This is a genomic window from Streptomyces sp. NPDC059080, assembly GCF_042739975.1.
Lineage (GTDB): Bacteria > Actinomycetota > Actinomycetes > Streptomycetales > Streptomycetaceae > Streptomyces > Streptomyces benahoarensis.
Genome location: NZ_JBHYGX010000011.1, coordinates 92,944 through 112,067 on the forward strand (window position 1 = coordinate 92,944; position 19,124 = coordinate 112,067).

Annotated in this window: 26 protein-coding genes, 1 tRNA gene and 2 pseudogenes; 12 read left to right on the top strand and 17 right to left on the bottom strand. The window is 68.3% G+C overall.

From position 1 onward, the window contains the following. Window positions 1-287: 287 nt before the first annotated feature. The 5 genes and pseudogenes from ACFWWQ_RS11980 to ACFWWQ_RS12000 all read right to left on the bottom strand — a co-directional run bounded on the left by ACFWWQ_RS11980 (window position 288) and on the right by ACFWWQ_RS12000 (window position 3,555). Complete coding sequence (locus ACFWWQ_RS11980) at window positions 288-473, bottom strand: DUF4244 domain-containing protein (RefSeq protein ID WP_384594112.1); 186 nt, start codon at window positions 471-473, stop codon at window positions 288-290. A gap of 197 nt (window positions 474-670) precedes the next feature. Further along, on the bottom strand, window positions 671-1,243 hold the full coding sequence (locus tag ACFWWQ_RS11985; protein ID WP_384594115.1) for a type II secretion system F family protein: 573 nt from the start codon (window positions 1,241-1,243) through the stop codon (window positions 671-673). Between the two features lie 227 nt (window positions 1,244-1,470). Continuing rightward, window positions 1,471-2,577: a type II secretion system F family protein gene (locus ACFWWQ_RS11990; RefSeq protein WP_384594118.1), complete on the bottom strand. Its 1,107-nt coding sequence runs from the start codon at window positions 2,575-2,577 to the stop codon at window positions 1,471-1,473. Next, window positions 2,574-3,233, bottom strand: a pseudogene (locus tag ACFWWQ_RS11995) (CpaF family protein); the annotation flags it as partial. The pseudogene ACFWWQ_RS11995 and the gene ACFWWQ_RS11990, both read right to left, overlap by 4 nt. Window positions 3,234-3,312: 79 nt before the next feature. Next, on the bottom strand, window positions 3,313-3,555 hold the full coding sequence (locus ACFWWQ_RS12000; protein WP_384594121.1) for a hypothetical protein: 243 nt from the start codon (window positions 3,553-3,555) through the stop codon (window positions 3,313-3,315). 332 nt (window positions 3,556-3,887) lie between these two features. Here ACFWWQ_RS12000 and ACFWWQ_RS12005 point away from each other — a divergent pair, with 332 nt between their 5' ends. Continuing rightward, window positions 3,888-4,157 (top strand): GntR family transcriptional regulator, encoded by a 270-nt coding sequence (locus ACFWWQ_RS12005; protein WP_384594123.1) that lies wholly within the window; start codon window positions 3,888-3,890, stop codon window positions 4,155-4,157. 156 nt (window positions 4,158-4,313) lie between these two features. Here the strand turns inward: ACFWWQ_RS12005 and ACFWWQ_RS12010 are convergent, their stop codons facing one another. Both ACFWWQ_RS12010 and ACFWWQ_RS12015 read right to left on the bottom strand, forming a co-directional pair. Continuing rightward, the gene (locus ACFWWQ_RS12010; RefSeq protein ID WP_384594126.1) at window positions 4,314-4,514 is read right to left on the bottom strand and encodes a DUF397 domain-containing protein; all 201 of its coding nucleotides are present in this window, start codon (window positions 4,512-4,514) and stop codon (window positions 4,314-4,316) included. Further along, on the bottom strand, window positions 4,511-5,350 hold the full coding sequence (locus ACFWWQ_RS12015; protein WP_384594129.1) for a Scr1 family TA system antitoxin-like transcriptional regulator: 840 nt from the start codon (window positions 5,348-5,350) through the stop codon (window positions 4,511-4,513). Before ACFWWQ_RS12015 ends, ACFWWQ_RS12010 begins: the two co-directional genes overlap by 4 nt. A 168-nt stretch (window positions 5,351-5,518) precedes the next feature. On the opposite strand from ACFWWQ_RS12015, the gene ACFWWQ_RS12020 reads away from it, so the two are divergent. From ACFWWQ_RS12020 to ACFWWQ_RS12070, 11 genes and pseudogenes are all read left to right on the top strand, one after another. Continuing rightward, window positions 5,519-5,734 carry a hypothetical protein gene (locus ACFWWQ_RS12020; protein WP_384594132.1) on the top strand — a complete coding sequence of 72 codons (216 nt, stop codon included), beginning with the start codon at window positions 5,519-5,521 and terminating at the stop codon, window positions 5,732-5,734. After that, on the top strand, window positions 5,731-5,856 hold the full coding sequence (locus ACFWWQ_RS12025; RefSeq protein ID WP_384594135.1) for a hypothetical protein: 126 nt from the start codon (window positions 5,731-5,733) through the stop codon (window positions 5,854-5,856). Before ACFWWQ_RS12020 ends, ACFWWQ_RS12025 begins: the two co-directional genes overlap by 4 nt. Continuing rightward, the gene (locus tag ACFWWQ_RS12030; RefSeq protein ID WP_384594138.1) at window positions 5,853-6,056 is read left to right on the top strand and encodes a hypothetical protein; all 204 of its coding nucleotides are present in this window, start codon (window positions 5,853-5,855) and stop codon (window positions 6,054-6,056) included. Before ACFWWQ_RS12025 ends, ACFWWQ_RS12030 begins: the two co-directional genes overlap by 4 nt. Window positions 6,057-6,082: 26 nt before the next feature. Continuing rightward, window positions 6,083-6,514 carry a hypothetical protein gene (locus tag ACFWWQ_RS12035; protein ID WP_384594141.1) on the top strand — a complete coding sequence of 144 codons (432 nt, stop codon included), beginning with the start codon at window positions 6,083-6,085 and terminating at the stop codon, window positions 6,512-6,514. A 433-nt stretch (window positions 6,515-6,947) separates the two neighbouring features. Then, the gene (locus ACFWWQ_RS12040) at window positions 6,948-7,244 is read left to right on the top strand and encodes a hypothetical protein (protein WP_384594144.1); all 297 of its coding nucleotides are present in this window, start codon (window positions 6,948-6,950) and stop codon (window positions 7,242-7,244) included. A gap of 399 nt (window positions 7,245-7,643) precedes the next feature. Beyond that, window positions 7,644-7,739, top strand: a tRNA-OTHER gene (locus ACFWWQ_RS12045). A gap of 39 nt (window positions 7,740-7,778) precedes the next feature. Next, on the top strand, window positions 7,779-7,964 hold the full coding sequence (locus ACFWWQ_RS12050) for a hypothetical protein (protein WP_384594147.1): 186 nt from the start codon (window positions 7,779-7,781) through the stop codon (window positions 7,962-7,964). 484 nt (window positions 7,965-8,448) lie between these two features. Further along, the gene (locus ACFWWQ_RS12055; RefSeq protein ID WP_384594150.1) at window positions 8,449-8,592 is read left to right on the top strand and encodes a hypothetical protein; all 144 of its coding nucleotides are present in this window, start codon (window positions 8,449-8,451) and stop codon (window positions 8,590-8,592) included. 86 nt (window positions 8,593-8,678) lie between these two features. Then, window positions 8,679-8,777, top strand: a pseudogene (locus ACFWWQ_RS12060). A 74-nt stretch (window positions 8,778-8,851) separates the two neighbouring features. After that, complete coding sequence (locus tag ACFWWQ_RS12065; RefSeq protein ID WP_384594153.1) at window positions 8,852-9,445, top strand: hypothetical protein; 594 nt, start codon at window positions 8,852-8,854, stop codon at window positions 9,443-9,445. A gap of 464 nt (window positions 9,446-9,909) precedes the next feature. Then, window positions 9,910-10,107 (top strand): hypothetical protein, encoded by a 198-nt coding sequence (locus tag ACFWWQ_RS12070; protein ID WP_384594156.1) that lies wholly within the window; start codon window positions 9,910-9,912, stop codon window positions 10,105-10,107. A gap of 163 nt (window positions 10,108-10,270) precedes the next feature. Here ACFWWQ_RS12070 and ACFWWQ_RS12075 read toward each other — a convergent pair whose 3' ends face one another. The 10 genes from ACFWWQ_RS12075 to ACFWWQ_RS12120 all read right to left on the bottom strand — a co-directional run bounded on the left by ACFWWQ_RS12075 (window position 10,271) and on the right by ACFWWQ_RS12120 (window position 18,888). After that, a complete protein-coding gene (locus ACFWWQ_RS12075; RefSeq protein ID WP_384594159.1) occupies window positions 10,271-10,459 on the bottom strand; it encodes a hypothetical protein in 189 nt (62 codons plus the stop codon). 220 nt (window positions 10,460-10,679) lie between these two features. Continuing rightward, on the bottom strand, window positions 10,680-11,078 hold the full coding sequence (locus ACFWWQ_RS12080) for a hypothetical protein (protein WP_384594162.1): 399 nt from the start codon (window positions 11,076-11,078) through the stop codon (window positions 10,680-10,682). A 92-nt stretch (window positions 11,079-11,170) separates the two neighbouring features. After that, window positions 11,171-11,443 (bottom strand): hypothetical protein, encoded by a 273-nt coding sequence (locus ACFWWQ_RS12085; RefSeq protein WP_384594166.1) that lies wholly within the window; start codon window positions 11,441-11,443, stop codon window positions 11,171-11,173. 165 nt (window positions 11,444-11,608) lie between these two features. Continuing rightward, window positions 11,609-11,989, bottom strand: coding sequence for a hypothetical protein (locus ACFWWQ_RS12090; protein ID WP_384594169.1), 381 nt, complete (start codon window positions 11,987-11,989; stop codon window positions 11,609-11,611). A 326-nt stretch (window positions 11,990-12,315) separates the two neighbouring features. Beyond that, window positions 12,316-12,510 carry a hypothetical protein gene (locus ACFWWQ_RS12095; protein WP_384594172.1) on the bottom strand — a complete coding sequence of 65 codons (195 nt, stop codon included), beginning with the start codon at window positions 12,508-12,510 and terminating at the stop codon, window positions 12,316-12,318. A 3-nt stretch (window positions 12,511-12,513) separates the two neighbouring features. Further along, complete coding sequence (locus ACFWWQ_RS12100; RefSeq protein WP_384594175.1) at window positions 12,514-12,819, bottom strand: HNH endonuclease; 306 nt, start codon at window positions 12,817-12,819, stop codon at window positions 12,514-12,516. Continuing rightward, window positions 12,816-13,667 carry a sigma factor gene (locus ACFWWQ_RS12105; RefSeq protein ID WP_384594178.1) on the bottom strand — a complete coding sequence of 284 codons (852 nt, stop codon included), beginning with the start codon at window positions 13,665-13,667 and terminating at the stop codon, window positions 12,816-12,818. The genes ACFWWQ_RS12100 and ACFWWQ_RS12105 overlap by 4 nt, the downstream gene beginning before the upstream one ends. A 362-nt stretch (window positions 13,668-14,029) precedes the next feature. Next, on the bottom strand, window positions 14,030-14,332 hold the full coding sequence (locus ACFWWQ_RS12110) for a hypothetical protein (RefSeq protein WP_384594181.1): 303 nt from the start codon (window positions 14,330-14,332) through the stop codon (window positions 14,030-14,032). 121 nt (window positions 14,333-14,453) lie between these two features. Continuing rightward, complete coding sequence (locus ACFWWQ_RS12115; protein ID WP_384594183.1) at window positions 14,454-16,346, bottom strand: DNA polymerase; 1,893 nt, start codon at window positions 16,344-16,346, stop codon at window positions 14,454-14,456. Between the two features lie 91 nt (window positions 16,347-16,437). After that, complete coding sequence (locus ACFWWQ_RS12120) at window positions 16,438-18,888, bottom strand: phage/plasmid primase, P4 family (RefSeq protein ID WP_384594186.1); 2,451 nt, start codon at window positions 18,886-18,888, stop codon at window positions 16,438-16,440. Window positions 18,889-19,124: the final 236 nt, after the last annotated feature.

The following is a 19,124-nucleotide window of genomic DNA, read 5'->3' on the forward strand; positions in this document are numbered from 1 at the left end:
CCCGCCCCGGCTCGTGCACCCGCCGGGCGACGCCCCTTGGCGTGCCTGCCCCCGGGGCGGAGGCGTGGCCATCCGGCCCGGAGGCGTCTGCGCCCTTCCTTCGCGGCGGCCGTGTGCCGTGCCCCGACCGCCCGGTGCCGTTCGCTCGCCGTGTCCATCCCCGTCCTCGCTCCCCCCGGGCCGCCCGGTGGCGGCCGTTCGTGCGTCGTCCGTTCGCCGCTGCTCGGTGCCCGTTCGCCGGGCGCCGCGTTCCTCTCGGCGCGCGTCGTCGGGTGTCCCGGCGTGCCTCAGAACTGCACATCGAGCGCCCTCTCGATCAGCGACCGGAGCGCCGTCTGCACCGTCGCGCTGGTCACCACCTTGTAGAGCACCGCGGCCAGCGCGCACGCGGCCAAGGTCCCCACCGCGTACTCGGCCGTGGTCATCCCCCGGTCACGGCCCCTACGCACCGCCGCACGCCACCGTCGAAACATCTCCGCTCTCTCCTTACGTCCGTGCCTTGTTGAATGAAGTCAGTTGTTGAAGAAGTCGGTTGTTGAAGAAGTCGGTTGTTGATGGGGCAAATTGATGGATTGCCGACGGGAATTGGTGAAGGGGGAATCCGCGCATCTGCGCCTCGGCCCGAGGAACGCGCCCCCATCCCGCCGGACACACGCCCCTCCCCGGAACATCACCGGTGCCCCAACAGCCCCCCGGCGAGCCCGATCAGCACCGGTGCCACCCCGAGCGCCAGGAACGCCGGGAGGAAGCACGCGGCCAGCGGCAGTGTCACCAGGACGCCCGCCCGACGGGCCCGTGTGGCCACGGCCCGGGCCGCTTCCGATCGCAGTTCGGCGGCGAGCCGGGAGACCGTGTCCACGGCGGGCGCCCCGGATATCCCGGCGCGCGCCATGCACCGCGCCAGCCCCTCGGCGCCGGGGAGTTCCGCCAACCGCCGCCATACGACCGCTGGTTCGCCACCCAGGCGCAGCTCGGCCGCGATGCTGCGCAGCCGCTCCCCGACCGTGCCGTCCAGCGAGCGACCGACCGCCTCCGCCGCCTCCCGCGGGCCCGCGCCCGCCGCGAGGCACGCGGCCAGCAGGTCGCCCGCCGGGGCCAGCTCGGCCCGCACCGCGTCCCGCGTCAACCGGTCGGCATCCGTGGCGCGTTGCCGCAGCCGCCAGCGGTGGGCGGCGTACCCGGCGACGATGCCCGCCACGGCGCCGGGCATCCCGTCGACGATCAGAAGCGCGAAGCACGCCACGCCCAACGGCCCCAGCCACTCCCGAAGACGCCCGGCCCCCGGCGCCCACCGGCGACCGCGCCCCACGGGACCCCGCCCTCCGGGGAGCCGGTGCCCCAGAGCGCCCACCCGTCTGCGTACGATCCGCCTCCGGCGCGCGTGCCGGAGCCGGGCCCACAGCCACTCCCCGGCGAGGACCGTAAGCGCCACCGCCACAACCATCCACAGCCTGTGGACAACTTCCACGCTCATACCGGGACCCCTTCCGTACGTTGCGCCGGCATCGCCGCGCCTTCCGGCGGCAGGCCGTACCGGGCGCCGGGCCTTCGCCCGCCGGCCCGCTCGGCAGCCCGCTCGGCAGCCCGACCGCCCGACGCCACGCCCCGCCGTCCGCTCCCCCGCCGCGCCACGGTGGTGGGTGGCAGCGCCCCGGCGACGATCCGGGCCGTCCAGGCGACCCCGGCCCACTCCAGAAGGCCGCCGACCACCAAGCAGCCCCAGCCGAACGGGGTGTGCAGCAGGACCCGTAGGGGATCGGCGCCGAGGGCCGTGCCCATCAGCAGTCCGCAGGCGGGGAGCAGCGCGAGCATCAGCGCCGTGGCGCGCGGTCCCGCCAACTGGGCGTTCAGTTCCTCCCGTTGGTCCCGCGCGGCCCGGAGCGCCGCGGCGATGCGTTCCAGTCCGGCGGCCAGTCCGGCGCCGCCCTCGACCGCGACCCGCCAGCACGCCGCGACGCCGTTCAGCCCGTCGGCGCCCGGGAGAGCCGCGGCGGCCCGGAATGCCCGGGGCACATCGCCTCCGTACCGCGCGGCGGCCAGGATCGCCGAGCCCGCGTCGCCCAGCTCCGGTGCGCCGACGGAGAGCAGCGCACGATTCGGCTGACGTCCGGCGCGCAACTCGGCCGCGACGGCCGCGCAGAGCGTGATCACCGCTGCCGCACGCCGGTCCCGCGCCCGCGCCGCCCGCCGCGCCGCCAGCATCCGGCGGACCACGACCAGCGCCCCCAGGGAGGCGAGCACCGGCAGCACCGATCCGCCCACCGCCCCGAGCAGCAGCCCGGCGGGCAGGCACCAGATCTCCTGCCCGGCGCCCGGCCACGACGGGCCCCGCCCCGCCTCACACCACCACCTGGCGCCGGTCCCGCGCCCGCGCCCCGGTGGCGGCCACGCTCCCCCGAGGCGCTTACGGGTAGCCCCTGTCGCAGCGTCCGTTCCGGCTGCCGCGGCCAGCCACCGTGCCCGCCGCCGCCACTCCCACCGCCGGGCAACCGTCGGCCACCCGGTGGTGCAGGCCCACCACACGACCGCTCCCGCCGCCATGGAAGCGAGCGCCGCGTCCCCCGCGTCCCCCGTCATCGCGCCACCTCCGTCACCGGCGCACCGGCCGCCGTACGCGCCCCCGCCGGGCCGCCGCCCGCCGGCCGGGCACCGTGCCCGCCCCGCTCGCAGAGCCGCATCAACCGCCCCCAACCGTCCGCCGCCACGAACCCGTCCGGGCTCCACACGGCAGCCGGTCTGGTCACCACGAAGCCGTCGCGGTCCCGCTCCAGGACGTGGATCTCGGCGATCCGCCGCCGCCCTTCCCGGCCCCGTACGAGGTGCAGCACCACCGACAGCGCGGCCGCCAACTGGCTGTGGAGGGCGGCGCGGTCCAGTCCGGCCGTGGAGCCGAGCGCCTCCAGCCGGGCGGGGATGTCGCAGGCGGCGTTGGCGTGGATCGTGCACGAGCCGCCCTCATGGCCCGTATTGAGGGCCGCCAGCAGGTCGGTCACCTCGGCGCCGCGCACCTCCCCGACGACCAGCCGGTCCGGCCGCATCCGCAGCGCCTGCCGGACGAGGTCCCGCAGCGTCACCCGGCCGACGCCCTCCTGGTTGGCCGGGCGGGTCTCCAGCCGCACCACATGGGGGTGGACCGGCCGCAGCTCCGCGGAGTCCTCGGCCAGCACGATCCGCTCGGCCGGGCCGACCAGCCCGAGCAACGCGCACAGCAACGTCGTCTTACCTACTTTGGTCAACTGCCACCGCTATCCCCAACAGAAAACCCCGCCCGGAGTTGGCTTCCGGGCGGGGCCGACATGGATGGAGACGGGCCTACCCCGCCATTGCCAGGTGGATGGTGCGACTCTTCGGTCCGACGTGGACACCGTGGATCTTGCTGGGGCCTACGTCGATGCCGCGTAGCGCCATGTCCAGTACCCAGAGCCTGTGCGCCCCGGCCTGCTCTTCGGGGGTGGTGGGCCGCCTGCGGGGTGAGGCGGTGAGGTAGGGGCGCACGGGGTGGACGGTGTCCAGGAAGGGCTGAGCTTCGGACGCCTCCCGGGCGTATGGGCTCATGTGAGGCGGCAGGGGTCGGTGTCGGCGTTCAGGCTGCGGCTCGGCTGTCGGCGCCGGCGCGCGGTGTCGTCCTGCGGCGGGGAGCAGCCTCTCCACCCAGCGAAGCAGGGTTGTGCGGGGGTTCGGTCCGGGGATGAGCGCCAGGACGAGACGTCCGAGAAGGTGCACGGTAAGGTCGCGCATGCTGTCAGCTCCTGTGTAGCTGTCGGCCATGCCCCCGGACCCGGCCAGGTCGCGGGGGTTTTTGGTATCCGCGATCGTACATAGCTCTGTAGAGCTATGTATAGCTCTACAGAGCTTCTGGGAGTTTCCAGGTGTTCTAGCTTGGCTTCATGCGTGTTCCCGAGTTCGCCCCTCAGCCGTCCCAGGTGTTGTACGTCGCGGTGGCTGACCACGTGGCGGCGCGGATCGCCGCGGGTGACCTCAAGCCGGGTGTGCGCCTGCCGTCCGAGCGGGACCTCGCCGCGGAGTACGGCGTTTCCTACGTCACGATGCGCCGGGCGACAGAGGTGCTGCGCGAGCGCGCCCTGATCGTCACGGTGCACGGCCGGGGCACTTTCGTCGCCGACCCTCCGCCGGCGGAGCCGACCGAAGGGGCGTGAGGGGCGCCCTCCGGGCCGCTTCTCTCTGAGATACCTAGTGAAGTGCCGCGGGGCATGGCAAAGCTGAACGGCCAAGACAGATCGGGGACAGCAATGAACCCCGTCACTCCACAGGGGAAGGAGTGGCGGGGCTCCGGCCGGGGGAGGGCCTGCGGGCTACGCGTCGGCGTTCCGGGCGAACGAGACCAGCCCGGCCCATCCTGCGGCCGTCAGGGTGAGGCGGGCGCCGTGAGGGTTCTTGCTGTCCCGAACCTGCACCGTGCTGGTTGTAGTTCGGTACTCGATGCAGGCTCCGCCCCCATCCTGGTTGCTGTAGCTGGACTTGGTCCAGTCGGACGGCCGCTCGGACGGCTTCATAGTTCCTCCATGCACCTACGGATCAGGCTCGCCGACTCCATGCCTGAAAGCGCCGACGCGCTTACCCCATCGTATGCCCGCCGCAGGCGTCGAACCTTCGTCGGTTCCTCGATCACGGCGCCCGTGTGGATGCCCTCCGTGTACGCGACGACCGCCCCGTCAGGCATCGTCAGGGTAGTTAGCGGGCCGTCCATCAGGCCGTGTGGCTCGGCGTGGAGGGGGAGCACTTGCAGGCGAGTGGTAGGGCGGTTGGAGTGGGAGAGAAGGTACGAGAGTTGACTACGCATTACCTCTGGCGTACCAACGCGCCGCCTGATGACTGACTCGCAGAGAACAACAGTGAGATCCGGGCACCCGCTCCTTGACAAGATTGCCTGCCGCGCCATCCGGTTCTTCACCCACTTGGACAGCTCCGCATCCGTGGTCCGTGGGTTACCCGCCCGCAGGAGCGTGCGAGCGTAGTTCTCGGTCTGGAGCAGGCCCGGAATCACGGTGGGTGTCCAGTCAGCGATTTCGGTGGCGCGCTCCTCCAACTCGATTCGACGTTTGGCGTAGTCGCTGAATGCGGACTTCATGATGGCTTCGTACAACCTCTTGAACAGCCCGTCCGTCTTGAAAATCTCGTCCAGCCTCGCCGGAACATCAGCGGGGATGGTCCCGGTCCCTTCTAGTCGGCTCACGGACGCCGGGCTGATTTTCAATTCCTTGCCTAGCTCCGCCTGCGTCATGGGCTTGGGCTCGTACAGCTCGCGGGCTTCACGGAGCGCATCCCCGAACAGACGCCGGGGGTCTTCGCCGCTCTCGGCGTCAACATCACTCTGCGGGACCGTGGTCATACGTCATCTCCAGTCTCATGAACGAAGCCGTACACGTGAACGAAGCTGCTGGTCAGATGGATTGGTATATGCGGTGGCATTCACATGCCTGATTGAGTGCCCAACCCTCTACACAGTAGCGGCCGTTCGGTCCACTCTGGGACCCCCCAGAGGCGAGGAGAACAGCCGATGACTCAGGCTGTCCGGACGCCGTACCAGGCGCGCAAGGAAGCAGCGGAACAGTTCGATGAGGCGCTACGGGCGGTCGGCATAAACGCCTCGCCGTCCCGCGTCGAGAGCGAGATGCACACCGGAGGTGTCCGGGCGACCCGAGTGGCCCCTCCCCTGCTCACGCCGACACAGGCGGCTCGGCTGGTGCGGATCGTGGAGGCGGCCCGCCGATGAGCAAGGAGACGGAAAAGAAGGACGCGGCCGGGAGCACCAAGGATCTCCGGGGCAAGCTGAAGGAGACGAACAGCGCCCGGCGCGCGAACCGTGAGGCTCACGACGGGAGGCCCCTCAAGTGAGCGAACACGTCTGGGCCGACGACTCGTTCGGCGCCGGCGGCGTGGCAATCCACTCGGACTGTCCGGCGTGCGTCGCTGCGGGCGAGCTGCTGGACGAAGCGGCCAAGACGCGTGACCAGTCCGCCGCCGCAGATGCCCGCATCTACCTGCGAGAGCACCCCGACCACCGCCACACGCCCGGTGGGGAGGCGTCCCGGTGAGCGCCTACACACACCATTCGGCGACGATGAAGCTGCTAGCGGCCGCCGAGGAGTGCCGACTACGAATTGACGGCATCGGCGAACGCCAACTGCTGGCGGATGACGGCGTGACGCCCATCTATCCCGGCATTCCGCTGGGCACGGCCTCGCCACTGGTGGTGGGACGCATCGCCGATGCGCTGTGGAGGGACAGGCACCGCTACGCCGTGCGAACTCCCGTGTCGCACCCGCCCGCTTCGGCGCTGGATGCCGCGGGGGTCATGACGGCGCAGCTGCTCCGTTCGGCGCTGCTCGGCTTCGGCTACGAGGTGCCCGTCTGGGGCGCGCCCCGCCGCCACGGCAGGTCGCATGTGGTGATCGAGGGCCCGTTCCCGGCAGCCGCCGCACAGCAGATGGCCGCTGCCCTGAACGTCTACGACCGCCTGGCCGATGTGTATCAGGAGCGGGGTCATGACTGACGGGTGCGCCACCTGGCGCGCGCTGTACGAGCGTGGCGAAAAGGACGCCGCACAGGGCGCGTTGGCGGCAGGCCGGTGGTGGAAGGCGAAAGCTGCCGCCCACGCCGACGTGTGCACTCACGGGACGACGGCCGGCATTCAGGCAGAGGCATCGGTAGACCCCGGCGCGGACTCCCATCAGTGCGATTGGCAACCCCAGGCGGACGACTCCCAACGCTGCGCCCGCTGCCGCTCCGTGCGCTACCCGACCCTGCGCGCACTGTTGGCTCCCTAGACCGCTGCTCCGGCCCCACGCCCCCGAACCTCCCCGGCGTAGCTGGCGGGACCGGACCGGTACTCGCACCCACACGCGAAAGACGGACCGAGGCGGCACACGCACCACGTAGCCGCAGATGGCGCACCGGAAACCAAAGGAATGCGAAAGGCGCATCGCATGAATTACCTCCCACCCGTCGACCACTCGTATTGGGACAATGACGAGTACGACGACGTGAAAACCGCGGCTACGAACTTCATCAATGCGTTTCGACGGATGGGTATTACTTTCGTTGATAGCGAGATTCGTTGGCCACGCGAATGCTGTCCACCCCGCATCGACTACCGAATCAACCTCGGAAATATCAGCCTTGATGAAGCAAAAGAGATCACCGAATTGGTCAACGAAACGCTTGATCAATTGGAGCGATATCGCGCCGCCGAGACTCCCGTTCCTTTGCGGCAGGGACAGTAAGAACCCGAAAATGCACCAAGGGGCACTCATGAATGCTCAGTTTCGACGGCCGCACGCTGGTTGGTATGCAATACCGGCCGCTGTGCTGTTCCTTGGGGTGCTGGTTGCCTTTTACGGAGCAGCGTTCGGTTGGCTCCTCGGCGTCGCAAAGCTCATACTTTGCGACTCTACAACTGCCTGTGCGCACACCCCTTACGAACCGGGGTACCGTCCGCCGCCCTGGCCGCGCTTTCCGTTCATTCTGGCCGGATTCCTCGGAACTGTCGCGGCCAGCGGATTCAGCGCTATTTTCATCGCACGCCGGCCGCAAGCCCCTGGTGCGCGTTTGAGGTAGGCCGCTCCCATGCTCCGTCCCTGCCGAATATTCAAGCTCCCCCCGTTCGGCAGGGGCGGACCCCACCCCCTGTAGCTCAGTCAGGAAGAGCACCCGATGAAGCGCGTGTGACTGAGGGGCGCGCATCACGGGAGACCCCGGTTCGAATCCGGGAAGGGGACCACCGCCCATCGGCGGATGACCGACCCATGGAGGTACCCATGCACCCCCAGCCTGCCAAGGAGATGGCGGCCCGCGCCGGAACCGTCGGCAAAGACGTGGTGGCCGTACACGAACTGGTCCCCGTTGACGGCAACCTGCGGCCGAAGTGTGGTGCCGGAGAAGAGGAGAACGAAATCTATGAGTGGATGCGCGCGGTCAACTGCGCCGATTGCATGGGTTCATGACGTACAAATCCTGGGGGGTGGACGGCGTGGGTAGGCCCCGTGTCCACAAACCTCATTCCAACGGGAATCGGGACAGTCGGACCGTGAAGTCGGACGCCGAAGATGCCAGGCAAAACGCAAGGACGCTCGATCTGTTGATGCGGATGCGCGCCCGTATCAATGCGCCCGCTGACCGGCCCCGGGAAAACTCATGAGCGGGCAGGCAGTCACAACGTCTGTCTACGTCATCCCAGGTGGCAGTCGGTACCACCACTCTGGTAACTGCGCAGCACTGGGGAAGTACCACACAATGCGCTTCTATGTTTGGTCACTCGAAAAGGCCACACAGAGAGGCAGAACTCCCTGTCGCATATGCAGTGCCCCACCAAAACCCCCGCCCCGCTTTCCCTGAAAGCTCGGTTTCACGGGGCGGGTTATCTAGATAAATCAGTTGAATACTGTAGGCGTAAGCCTGTCAGTCACAGAGATAGATAAGCGAGTCAGTATGTCCAAGAAGGCCAAGGCCGTTCAGATGTCCAATGCAATTTCCGATAAGGACGACAAGAACGCGGAAAAGCAGGCCCGAGGTAAGGCCGATCTGGTAGAGAAGATGAAGGACCGGATCGACGGCAAGGGCAAGAAGAGCTGACGCGCACGCCCCCTCATACTCCGCCCCTGCCGATCGACAACCGAGTCTCCCCCTGGCTCGGGGAATCTCGGCAGGGGCGGGCACCACCCCCTGTAGCTCAGTCAGGAAGAGCACCCAAAAAGACGCGCGTCTATGAGCGGGGGCGCGTCACTGGGAAGACTCCGGTTCGAATCCGGGCAAGGGGACTCCGCGCGACTGTCTAAAGGACAGCGGCAGTCGGGCGGTAGCCGAATGCACCACCAGAAAAGGAGTGCACGACGTGAACGAGAGCATCAACCGCCCCACCCCGGAACGGGTGGCGGAGCGCACCCGCGAAATCCACACGGCCCTGATGGGCGACCCGGAAATCGGGCGCCTGGAAAAGGCAGTCTCCCAGTACTCGTCTGACTGGGACGACTTCTACGGGTACCCGATCATCACGGACTACGACGCCGTGGCCGACGCGGGCGGCCTCTTCACCGAGGCCATCCGCGCCATGGCGATCAAGTCCGCGGTGTGGGACCTCACCGACGCCAACGAGCGGGAGCGGACGGCGGAACTCCCGCTCCCCGTACCGGTGGACACCATGACGCACGCCATGATGGCGCAGTTCTCCCTGCTGACGCGCATGATGGCCCGTCACGGCATCCAGTTCGTGCACATGACGGACATGGAGCACGGCAACGCCGCGTGGGACCACGGTGACTACACCCACCAGGTCTACAAGGCGGCGTTCGGCAACCTGAACCCGCGGTACTGGATCGGGGCCGACGAAACCGAGCGCCGCCGCCGCGTCCTCGACACGGTGTACGCCGGCATCGGCGTCACCGAGCGCGGAAAGCGCGTTTCCATCCCGCTAGGCGCCGCCGCCTAGGCACCGGGGCAGGGTCCGCCGTCTCCGGTTCGAGCGGAGCCGGAGGCGGCACGATCCGATCAGGTTCAAGCCCCACCTTGTGGGGGTGAACGCAGGCCGGTGTCCCATCGGACGTGTAGCGGTAGCCGTCCGCCGGGTCGAAAGGCGCTTCTCTGGTCGGTCGGTCATAGACCACGAAACCCGACCGGGGAAGGCGTTTCGCCGGGCAGATACCACACGCTGAATGATCCGACTCGGGGGAGATGAAGGGGGGCTCCATACGCCGCCACGGTAGCGACTGCCGTGCCGCCACGCGCGCCCCTCAGAGAACTCCGCCCCCGTACACCACCGGCCCACCGCACAGAAATTCGAGGAAGAAAGGGGGTGCCAGAAAATGCCCAACGACAACGTGAACGGCTACGACGTATTCGAGAATGAGACGGTGACGGCCACCGAGACCGAATCCGAAGAAACCACGAGCGACGATGACGAGTGAACCGGCACCGTTCTCTGACGAACCGCCGACCAACCGACAGCGCATCGGAATGCTGATCAAGCGCGATCTGCCCGACCAGGCAGGGGCGTCCGAGTGGTGTGGCAAGCACCCGAAGGACCGAACCCACCTGATCGCCCGCAAGCGCTGGGTCTGCCTCGAATGCCTCCGCCCGGACTCTGAGCGGTAGGCGCCGGCGGCCCCGCCCGGCGGCCACGCGGGCTGTCGGGCGGGGCTTTGCGTGGTCCGGGCGAAACTCCAGAAGTCCCGTCGCCCTGCGAGTCGCAGCGGTGTGCGATCCTGGGGCGCAGGCTCCCGCCGACTTGCCTTCGGCGGGAGCCCACTTGGCTTCGTTATGCGGTAAGTCGGATCACTTCGACCGTCTGGCCGGTCTTCTCTTCCTGCTCCTGGCAGATCTCGTCAAGGTGCAGGCCGCAGGTGTAGAACCAGGAAAAGACCAGGTCCCGGCGCTTGACCTTCCAAGTGGCGTCATCTCCACATTGACGCCCGAGCGGGCTGAACCCGTCACAGCGCTTCACCATTCGCTTCTCTCCTTGCCTTTGGGACGGACCTCGTTCGGGCCGGATGCGGTTGGCTCCGCCGACTTGCCTTCGGCGGAGTCCGACAACCAAAACGAGAGATTTACCGTACGGGGTTGTGAATTACCTACCCGGAACATGTTCCGGGGCTTCAAGGGCTGCATCGCACATGAGCCGCGCGAGCGGTCCCGCCGACGCGACTGCGCCGACGGGACCGGGGTTTTCAGGGAGATTCCGTCTGCGACGCGGCCGCATTCAGCTCGTCCCAGTGCCTGCATTCGCACAGGCCGTCACAGTCGCATTCGCAGCCCTCAACAGGGCGGGCCCAGTATTCTTCGCCACCGACCATGAACGAGGGTATGGCGTCGCCCTGAAGGCAGCGTTCCGCCAACTCCAGCGCCTGGAGATGGGCCTTGTAAGGGACGCAATCGCACGCTTCACCGTTCGAGGCGGAGACTCCACACTCCAAGCGGTGTTCCTCGGCGTAGTAGACCACCGCGAGTCCAGCGTCCTGGATGAGCCAATCCAGCGCGGCATCCAACGTCGGATGGCACTCCGCGGTGAAGAGGCCACGGCCGTCGGACTTCAATCCGCCAGTGTGAAAGCGGGTATTCGCCGCCATCGGGTATTCCTTTCCTTCTTCGGAATGCGTTCCGAAACGATGAGAGGGGGTGGGGCCCGCCGACTTGCCTTCGGCGGGCCCCTGTTGGTGCGCTACCAATCCAGTTCGGTCCACTCGTCACGAGCGCCGCGCTCTCCGTGGCACTGGGCGTACCGCTTGAGCCTGTTCAGCTCGGCGACGCCGTCACGCTCGTCCTGCGTCATCGCGCCGCCATCGAGCAGGAACCGCAGCTCCCTGTCGATCTCGCCGCCCAGTCCGGGGAGGATCGCGCCGCACGAGGTCAGGGAGTACAGAGCTGTTGCCTGCCCCCCGTGCCACTCGCTCGCGATCCTGCGTGCGTCAAGATCCGAAATGATCTCCCGCATGGATTCCCTCTCTTCTGTTTTCAATGTGGCGCCGGGGCCCTGTTCGCTCCCGACACCGAGAACATTACTCAACCCGAACGGGGTTGTCAGGGGGTGGGGGTCCTTGGCGGGACCGGCGCCTTGCCTTCGCCGGTCCCGCCAAGAGCGGCTACACGCCCGCGTTCGTCAGTCTTCGGTCCACGCCCACTCGTTGCCGCCGATCCAGTAGAGGCCCGCTTCGTCGGGCTCGATCACTTCGACCGCCGCCTTCGGCCCCGCCTCGCCAAGGAACATCCACCGGACGTGAAGGACCACGGGCTGAGCGCCCTCGTGGTACGTACCGCCCGCGATCTGGGCCCGGTCGATGACGTGGACCGTGTCCACCTCGTCCCCCCGAGCCAAGTCCGCCTGCGTGTACTCCGCCATGCGGCGGACTTCACTCAACGGGAACCTGGGGTTGAGCCATCCGTTCCACCGCACGGCGAGGTTGACCTTCGCCAGATAGGTCGGGGCGTCGCCCACGTCCAGGCAGACGCGCATTTCGCGAAGGCTGTTGTCCTGTGTCATCGCTACCTCTCCTCCCCTGTGGTGTCGGGTCTCGTTCGCTCCCGACACCCACGACATTACCCAACCCGTACGGGGTCGTCGGAATGTCCGGAACATGTTCCGGGCAGAAATGCGGAAGGACCCCGCCCTTGAGGGCGGGGTCCTCTGGGTGAAGGCGCTTCGGTGTCTTGCCTTCACCGAAGCGCCTTGGGTCACGTGCTCTCGATGCGCACCCCGCCGCGCGGGCCGAGGTGGAGGCGCGCGCGTGCGGACCTCCTGTTTGAGCTTTGGATGCACTCCGGGTACGAACAACGTGCATGACCCGTACGGTGTTTGACCTGTGCAGGTCAGTTATCGTGGCTGGTCGGTCCCTCTTCGGCCTCTCCGGCCCCTTCCGCCTCGTCGTCGGAGGGCTGGAAGAGCAGCCCCAGGGAAATGCGCTGGAACTCCGGTGCCTCCCAGTGGTGCGGGTCCCCGCGGTCACGGCTGAGGATGGGCAGGCCCATGAGGGCGGCGTCCTCCGGGGTGAGGTTCGGCTTCATGGGTCACTCCGTCTCCGCCGCCCAGTCGGCAAGCGTCTTGGTGTACTTGCGGGCGTTGCAGTCGCGGCATGAGGCAACGACGTTGGCCGCGTTGTCCGGCCCGCCGTGCGCCAGGGGGACCACGTGGTCCAGCTCCTGCGCCGGCCCGTCGCAGTAGCAGCAGCCGCCCCAGCGGGCCAGGACCTCCGCGCGGTCGTACGGCTCGGGCCGTCGTCGGCGCCGGGAGACCGCCGATTTTCGGGCCGGGCTCCACGCAAGATGTGCTGACCTGCGCCGGCGGGCGCGGTGGCGGCGCTCAGCTGGGGTCACTCCGCGGCCTCGCGCTCCAGTTCCTCCGCGATCTTCTCCACGACCTGCCGAAGTTTCGCGAGGGTCCGGGTGCGCATCACGGCCACTGAGTTGGGCCGGTCGATTCCCATGACCTGCGCTATCGCGGCGTTGTCCGGCGAGCCGTCCGCGTTCGCGAGGTGGGGTTCGGGGGCTATGCCGTACGTCAGGCGCAGGACCTGGGCCTTGCGGTCGTCCAGGTTCGCGAGGAGCGCGTGGGCCAGAGCGATGCGCTGCGCTCGCTGGTTCTGGTTCAGGTCCCTCGCTTCTACGAGGTCATCGGGCAGGCCGAGTCCGCGTGGGTCGGTCAGGGTCTCCAGGAGGGCGACCGATTCCCCTGCGGTGCGGGTCGGCGTCGGTGCGTCCAGGGAGCTGATTCCCTGCATGACGCGGCGGACGTGTCCGGCGGTCTCCGGGGACATGCGGTGTCCGGAGCCGGGCAGGACCGTGCACAGGTATTCGGCGGCTTCCCAGTCGCCGCCGACAACGGCCATGCAGCTGAGGAAGGTTGAACGCTGGTCGGCCGTGGCCCCCAGGTCGGTCCCGCCGTTCGCCGCCTCGTATACGCGCATGTGGATGCGCCGGTACGCGTGCGTGGTGAACTGCGCGCCCTTGTCGTCGCGATAGGTACGCAGCGCCTCCAGGGTCGCTAGCCGGCCCTCCTGGCACAGCTCGTCGAACAGATCGGAGGAGCCGGCGGACGCCGCGGCCGCTGTGCGCACATGGCGCTTGGCGGCATCCTTTATGTATGGCTCCGCGGCTTCCAGAACGGCGGCGACGGCCTGCGGGTCCTGATTTTGGGCATCGCAAACGAGTGCTGGTGAGAGCACGGAATCTCCTGGGCGAATGGGCCGCCCCGCGCGGCCGATGCCGCGGTTGTCTGGGGGCGGTTACAGCCCGGCCCGAGCCCTGGAGATTCGCTTAAATGTTCGAATCAGAAGTCGCAGAGATCCCGTCTCTTGGCGGGGTCCGGAACATGTTCCGGGCGCAAACGGAATGCGGGATCGACGCGGGGCCCGAGGCGGCGGGCCATGCTGGCGTCAGAGATGAGAAAAGCCCGCGCCGCAGAGAGGCGGCCGAGGCGGGCAAGAGACGGAAAACCCCCGGCCGGCGGGCATGCCGGACGGGGGCGTGGGACCGGTCAAGCGACCGGCCGAATCAGCGTCTACACGCTATGGATTCCGTCCGCCCCTCAGGGGCGGACATGGTGCGCCATGCTGGCAGAGAGATTTGCCATTGCGCACTGGGCATCGCGAATCAGGCCCTCAGGGGCCGCATGATCGCGCAGTGATGTGTTGCGGACGGTCGCGGCGTCTGCGGCCGTCGTGGCGACAGGGCCCCTGCTCAGTGTCGCCAGATAGGCGAACACCTTCTTCGCTTGCTTGCGAGCGAAGTTGGAGACCTTGGCCGTTCGAGTGGTATTCCGGTGATGCTGCGCGATGGCCCACAGGCGTGATCGACTGCCACGCTCGCGGAAGAGCACAGGGTCACTCATGCGTAAAACCCCCTGTTCGTACCGCCTGCCCCCACAGGCGTCCCCTCACCCAAACAGCAACCCGTATGGGGATCAAGGGCGTTCAGAGCGCCGCCCTGTTGACCTTCACACGACCGTACGTTTAGGCGCCGGTACTGAACGTGGCGGTTTCTTTTGCCGAGACTTGCCATTCGTCGGGGAGTCCGTAACCGCCTGCCCAGGTCGGTCCGTATACGTCCGCACTGGCATCGATCGGGATACCGAACAGTGACATACGCACTGTTTCTGCGACTTCACGAGCGATGTCGGCAGCTTCCGCCGCAGGCGCGGTGCCTAGAACTTCGTCGTGCACCCAGAGATTGAGATGGCCGGTCAGACCCTTTTCGTCCAGATCTACGAGGGCTTGACCCATTGCATCCCGTGCAGTGGACTGGCACAGGTACGCCACGACCCTGAACGTTTTGTCCCTGTCAAGTACGAGTCGCCGCCCTGATGGGGTGCGGACCTCACATCCGTTGGAGCGTGCATGGCGTTGCATGGCGTGGGCCCACCGCTTGATGCCCGGATAGGCCCGTGCGTAGCGGTTCAGGGTGTCGCGCATGGTGGACACGTGTAGACCGGTCTGCCGCGCGAGGGCTGTCGGCCCTCCCTGGTAGCTCGTCCCGAGGCCGGCCACCTTCGCCAAGTCGCGCTGCGCCTTCGTGAAGTGATCACCAAACATCAACATTGCGGTGAAGTCATGGAGGTTACGACCCTCCTTGATCGCGGCGCACATGCGGGGCTCCTGGGACAGAGCGGCCAGCACCACGAGTTCCACGCTGGACTGATCTACGGAGAAGTACACATGTCCGGGTTCCGCGATGATCGCGCGGCGGATCGTCCAGTCTCGGGAAGGGAGCTGCTGCAACGGTGGGCTGGAGACGCTGGCCCTCCCCGTTCGGGCCCCCAAGGCGTTGATGGAGGGGTGTACGCGGTCGTCGGCGTCGCGGCTGTCGAGCATCGCGAGCGCATAGGAGGTGCGCCAGCGCGCGGCACGCCGGGCGTGAAGTACCGCGTTGGCCAAGATGTTGGGGATGCGGGTGCCGCGTGGATTCCACTGGTCGTCCAGGTCGGCCAGGTCGAGGAGGACGGCCTTGTCTACCTTCAGTGCGCCGGAGGCAGTGGTCTCCGTCAGCTTCTCGCCCATGCCGGTCAAGGCGGCGGCGACCTGGGCCGAGGAGTTGATGCTCTGCACGCCGTAGCGGGCCGCGCGGCGGGTGTGGTGCTCGGCGTCGGCTTGGAGCCGGTCCACGAGGCCGCGGGTGTACTCCACGTCCAGGAGCATCCCGGCCCGCTGAAACTTCGCGCAGATGGCCATCAGGCGGTGTTCGAACACCGCCAACTGCTCGGGGAGGCCCAGCCGCTGGAACGTTTCCTCCAGTGCCGGCCGCAACCGCGCAGTGAGGATCACGTCCAGGCCCGCGTAGCGCTGGTAGATCTCGTCCTCGTACGGCACCCGGGCCCAGCCGGTGGCCTTGGTCAGCCCGTAGGCGTGGAAGGCGGCGTTCAGTCCCGCTTGGGTGTCCGGGGCGGTGGGGTCGACGTAGCGTGCCGACAGGGGCTTGAGGCCATGCCCCGTGCCGCCCTCGTGTTCCTGCCGGGAGTCACACAGGTGGGCCAAGATCTTGGTGTCCCGGACCTTGCCCGCCAACTCATCGAGTCCTGCGACGCCGTGACGGTCCATGACCAAGAGGTCAAAGGAGGCGTTGTGGAGGACCAGCTCCGCGGCTCCCCGTACGACACGTGAGGCGAAGGCGTGGAAGTCCGCGCCCCGTTCGACTGGCACGACCCATGCCGTGTCGGCGGTGCCGTACTGGAGGGTGCGCAGCCGGTGGCCCGGCCGGTAGGTGTCCAGGCCGCTGGTCTCGGTGTCGACGGCCAGGGAGCGGGGGTTGTGCTGCCGGAGCCACTGGAGGGCGGTCTCCACGTCCTCCGGCGTCTCCATGGCGTGAATGGTCGTCTCGGTTCCGGCTATGCGGTGGCGGTAGGTCTGCAAGTGCACTCCCCTGCTCGGGGGCCAGCCGCCGGTCCCGGGCATGCGAAGAGGGGGCCGGCGCTCGGCCGACCCCCTCTGTGGTGTCGCGTGGTTACTTCGGCTGGCCGAAGATGTCGGCACCTGCGTTGTCTGGGGCTGGTTTCACCGTGCGGCAGTCGCGCAGGTTCCGAAAGCCCCGAACACCGTGGTGGGCCCCGCTGCCCTTGCCTTCGCCGACGCCGGGGAAGGTCCGCACAGCGTCATAGAACCGGTTCCGCGTCATCGTGTGCCGGATGCCGGACTCCTCCGCCCACGTCCGGTAGCGCTCCCACACCTCCGTACGCGGAGTGAACGCACCGTCCCAGACCTCGAATTCATCCCCGTCCTGGGCGATGAACCCGGACAGCGGATGCGAGGTGTCCCGATAGCGGGCCGTGCGCGTGTCCACGGCCTGGGGGTACTCCAGCCCCCTACCGGCCTCGTACTCCCGGAACCAGGTCACGGCCCCGCGCACCGCCCATGCCGCGATACCGGCGGCCTCACGGCGGAGCGTGGCTTTCAGGTGGCGGTCCTCCCGCCCTCGGAAATCCTCGTTCCAGGGCACGACCCGGACGCGCTGCCACAGGGCGGCGTCCGTGGCGTCCACGTCCGGCGCGTAGTTGGTGTCCACCATGACCAGGCCGACCGGCCGGAACGTGATCTCATTCCGCGCGTACACGCCCCGGGCGGTGATCGTCTGGTCCCCGGTAAGCGCCTTCATCAGGGCCTGGTCCATCTTCATATTCGCGGGCCACTCCGAGGACAGGACCAGGCGCCGGCCCCGCAGGCCCACGATGTCCGCCCGCGGGCCGCCGGACTCCCTCCGCCGCTCGAACAGGGAGGGGTCCGCACGCTTGACGGTCTCGCGGAACACGTTCTCCAGGGTGTCGGAGAACGTGGTCTTGCCGTTCGTCGTCTCACCGGTGTGCAGGATGAACACCCGCTCCGCCCCGTGGCCGGTGATCCCGTAGCCGGTGAGCGCCTGGAGGAACGCGGGCATGTCCGGGCTGTGCGGATGGCACTCGCGGAGGAACCGCTCCCAGCGCGGGGCCGTCGCCTCCGGGTCGTAGTCGATGTTCACGAAGTACGTGTTCATGTCCACGGGCCGGGACCCGCGCAGCGCGCCCGTGCGCAGATCCACCACTCCGTTGCGGAAGGCCAGCAGGTGGGCGAACGCGTCGAACTCGTCCACGTCGGCGTACACGCCGGGGATGGACGCCAGCATCTCCACCATGGCCCGGACCCGGCCCGCGTTCTGGGACTCGGACGTCCACTTGGCCAGGCGCTGGGCGTCCTGGCCCGCCTCGTCGGCCATGGAGTGGATGACCGCCCGTACGTCGGCGTACAGGGCCTCTTTCGGAACGGTCTTCCAGTGTCGTCCGGTCCACTTGGTGACACCGATCCCGGGCACCATGCGGACGTGGCCGCCCAGTTGGGCGAACAGCCGCTCGGCGTTCCCAAGGTCCGAGAGCGGCAGCGGCCCGGCGTCCTCACGCTGTGCTCGGGCCGGAACAGGTTCCGGGTCCGGTTGGGCGACGTTGACGACGTGGAGCCGGGCCCGCTTCGCGAAGGACCGCAGGAGCACCGGGAACGCGGCCGTGTCCCGTGCGCGCCAGTCGGTCAGGTCGTCGCCCTCGTGCGGCATCACCAGGATGCGCACGACGATGCCCGCGCGGACCAGAGCGTCCGCCAACGCGTTGTTGAAGCCTTCCCCGCCGGCGTCGCGGTCACCGGCAAGGATCACCCCCCGATCCCCGAACCCCTCGGCCAACTCCGCCACCAGGGCGGGATTCCGCGCCAGCGACGCGCCCCGGATGGGCACCGCGTCGAACCCGGCTCCTACGGCTGTCAGCCCGTCGCCGGGCCCTTCCGTGACGAACACCGGTCCCTCCGCGCTGCGGGAGCGCAGGACCCCGTACTTGGACCACTCCGCGCCCTCTGGGTTCGACACACTCACCCAGCGCGCCGGACAGTCCCCGGTGAGGTCGCGGCCCTGGAGGCCCTTGGGAACGCCGTGCCAGTCCAGCAGCGGGACCGTGACGCGGGGATAGCGCTGGAAGGCCACCGAGCGGTACGGGAACGTGGTCTCTACGCCCGGGGCGTCCAGCCCAAGGCCGAGATCCGCGGCCGTCTCGGCGTCCAAGCCGAAGCGGTCGCGCACGTAGTCACGTGCCCGCCGGGCGTGGCTGCCCTCGCCGAGGAAGGCCATATTCGTGGCGTCCACGTAGGCGGCCAAGCCCGCGATGTGACCCGGCGACAGCGCTTCGGGAACAGGCTTGGAGGAAACGCGCACGCCCTCCCCCGGCTCCCAGTCGTACAGGTCGGCGGTTGTCCAGCCGAGCGCGGCCAGGACCTTGGCGCGGTCGTTGCACACCCAGCAGTTGACCAGGAGGCTTCCGTCCTCCTTGAGGCGGAACCACAGGGACGGCCGGCTGTCATCGTGGGCAGGGCAGCGGACGCCGTACTCCCCGCGCTCCTCCACGACCTCCCCGAAGCGCTCCAGGAAGCGGGCGAAGTTCTTCAAGGTGTCCCTTCCAACGCAAAAGCGGGCGTGCATCGGTCCCGTTGTCTGGGGGCCGTTGCACGCCCGCCTGTCGGCTGGGGCAATGAGAGTTCTGAGCGGGAGAGTTGGGAAGCGAGGGGGTGCCCTGTAGCCTGGTGAAGAGGCGGTTCGTTCCTGGGCCCCCGCATTCCATGGCGGCTATTCCCAGGGTGGAGCCTTCCGCATTCATGCCGGGGTGGCACCTGGCGAAACACGAA

Bases quoted from the DNA above. Each gene is read 5' to 3' on its own strand.
- ACFWWQ_RS12025 (WP_384594135.1), top strand. From the start codon at position 5,731: ATGAGCAAGGAGACGGAAAAGAAGGACGCGGCCGGGAGCACCAAGGAT.
- ACFWWQ_RS12050 (WP_384594147.1), top strand. From the start codon at position 7,779: ATGCACCCCCAGCCTGCCAAGGAGATGGCGGCCCGCGCCGGAACCGTC.
- ACFWWQ_RS12015 (WP_384594129.1), bottom strand. From the start codon at position 5,350: ATGACCACGGTCCCGCAGAGTGATGTTGACGCCGAGAGCGGCGAAGAC.
- ACFWWQ_RS11980 (WP_384594112.1), bottom strand. From the start codon at position 473: ATGTTTCGACGGTGGCGTGCGGCGGTGCGTAGGGGCCGTGACCGGGGG.
- ACFWWQ_RS12040 (WP_384594144.1), top strand. From the start codon at position 6,948: ATGAATTACCTCCCACCCGTCGACCACTCGTATTGGGACAATGACGAG.
- ACFWWQ_RS12075 (WP_384594159.1), bottom strand. From the start codon at position 10,459: ATGGTGAAGCGCTGTGACGGGTTCAGCCCGCTCGGGCGTCAATGTGGA.
- ACFWWQ_RS12110 (WP_384594181.1), bottom strand. From the start codon at position 14,332: ATGAGTGACCCTGTGCTCTTCCGCGAGCGTGGCAGTCGATCACGCCTG.
- ACFWWQ_RS12020 (WP_384594132.1), top strand. From the start codon at position 5,519: ATGACTCAGGCTGTCCGGACGCCGTACCAGGCGCGCAAGGAAGCAGCG.
- ACFWWQ_RS12070 (WP_384594156.1), top strand. From the start codon at position 9,910: ATGACGAGTGAACCGGCACCGTTCTCTGACGAACCGCCGACCAACCGA.
- ACFWWQ_RS12080 (WP_384594162.1), bottom strand. From the start codon at position 11,078: ATGGCGGCGAATACCCGCTTTCACACTGGCGGATTGAAGTCCGACGGC.
- ACFWWQ_RS12055 (WP_384594150.1), top strand. From the start codon at position 8,449: ATGTCCAAGAAGGCCAAGGCCGTTCAGATGTCCAATGCAATTTCCGAT.
- ACFWWQ_RS12090 (WP_384594169.1), bottom strand. From the start codon at position 11,989: ATGACACAGGACAACAGCCTTCGCGAAATGCGCGTCTGCCTGGACGTG.
- ACFWWQ_RS12010 (WP_384594126.1), bottom strand. From the start codon at position 4,514: ATGAAGCCGTCCGAGCGGCCGTCCGACTGGACCAAGTCCAGCTACAGC.
- ACFWWQ_RS11990 (WP_384594118.1), bottom strand. From the start codon at position 2,577: ATGACGGGGGACGCGGGGGACGCGGCGCTCGCTTCCATGGCGGCGGGA.
- ACFWWQ_RS12095 (WP_384594172.1), bottom strand. From the start codon at position 12,510: ATGAAGCCGAACCTCACCCCGGAGGACGCCGCCCTCATGGGCCTGCCC.
- ACFWWQ_RS12005 (WP_384594123.1), top strand. From the start codon at position 3,888: ATGCGTGTTCCCGAGTTCGCCCCTCAGCCGTCCCAGGTGTTGTACGTC.
- ACFWWQ_RS12085 (WP_384594166.1), bottom strand. From the start codon at position 11,443: ATGCGGGAGATCATTTCGGATCTTGACGCACGCAGGATCGCGAGCGAG.
- ACFWWQ_RS12000 (WP_384594121.1), bottom strand. From the start codon at position 3,555: ATGAGCCCATACGCCCGGGAGGCGTCCGAAGCTCAGCCCTTCCTGGAC.
- ACFWWQ_RS12035 (WP_384594141.1), top strand. From the start codon at position 6,083: ATGAAGCTGCTAGCGGCCGCCGAGGAGTGCCGACTACGAATTGACGGC.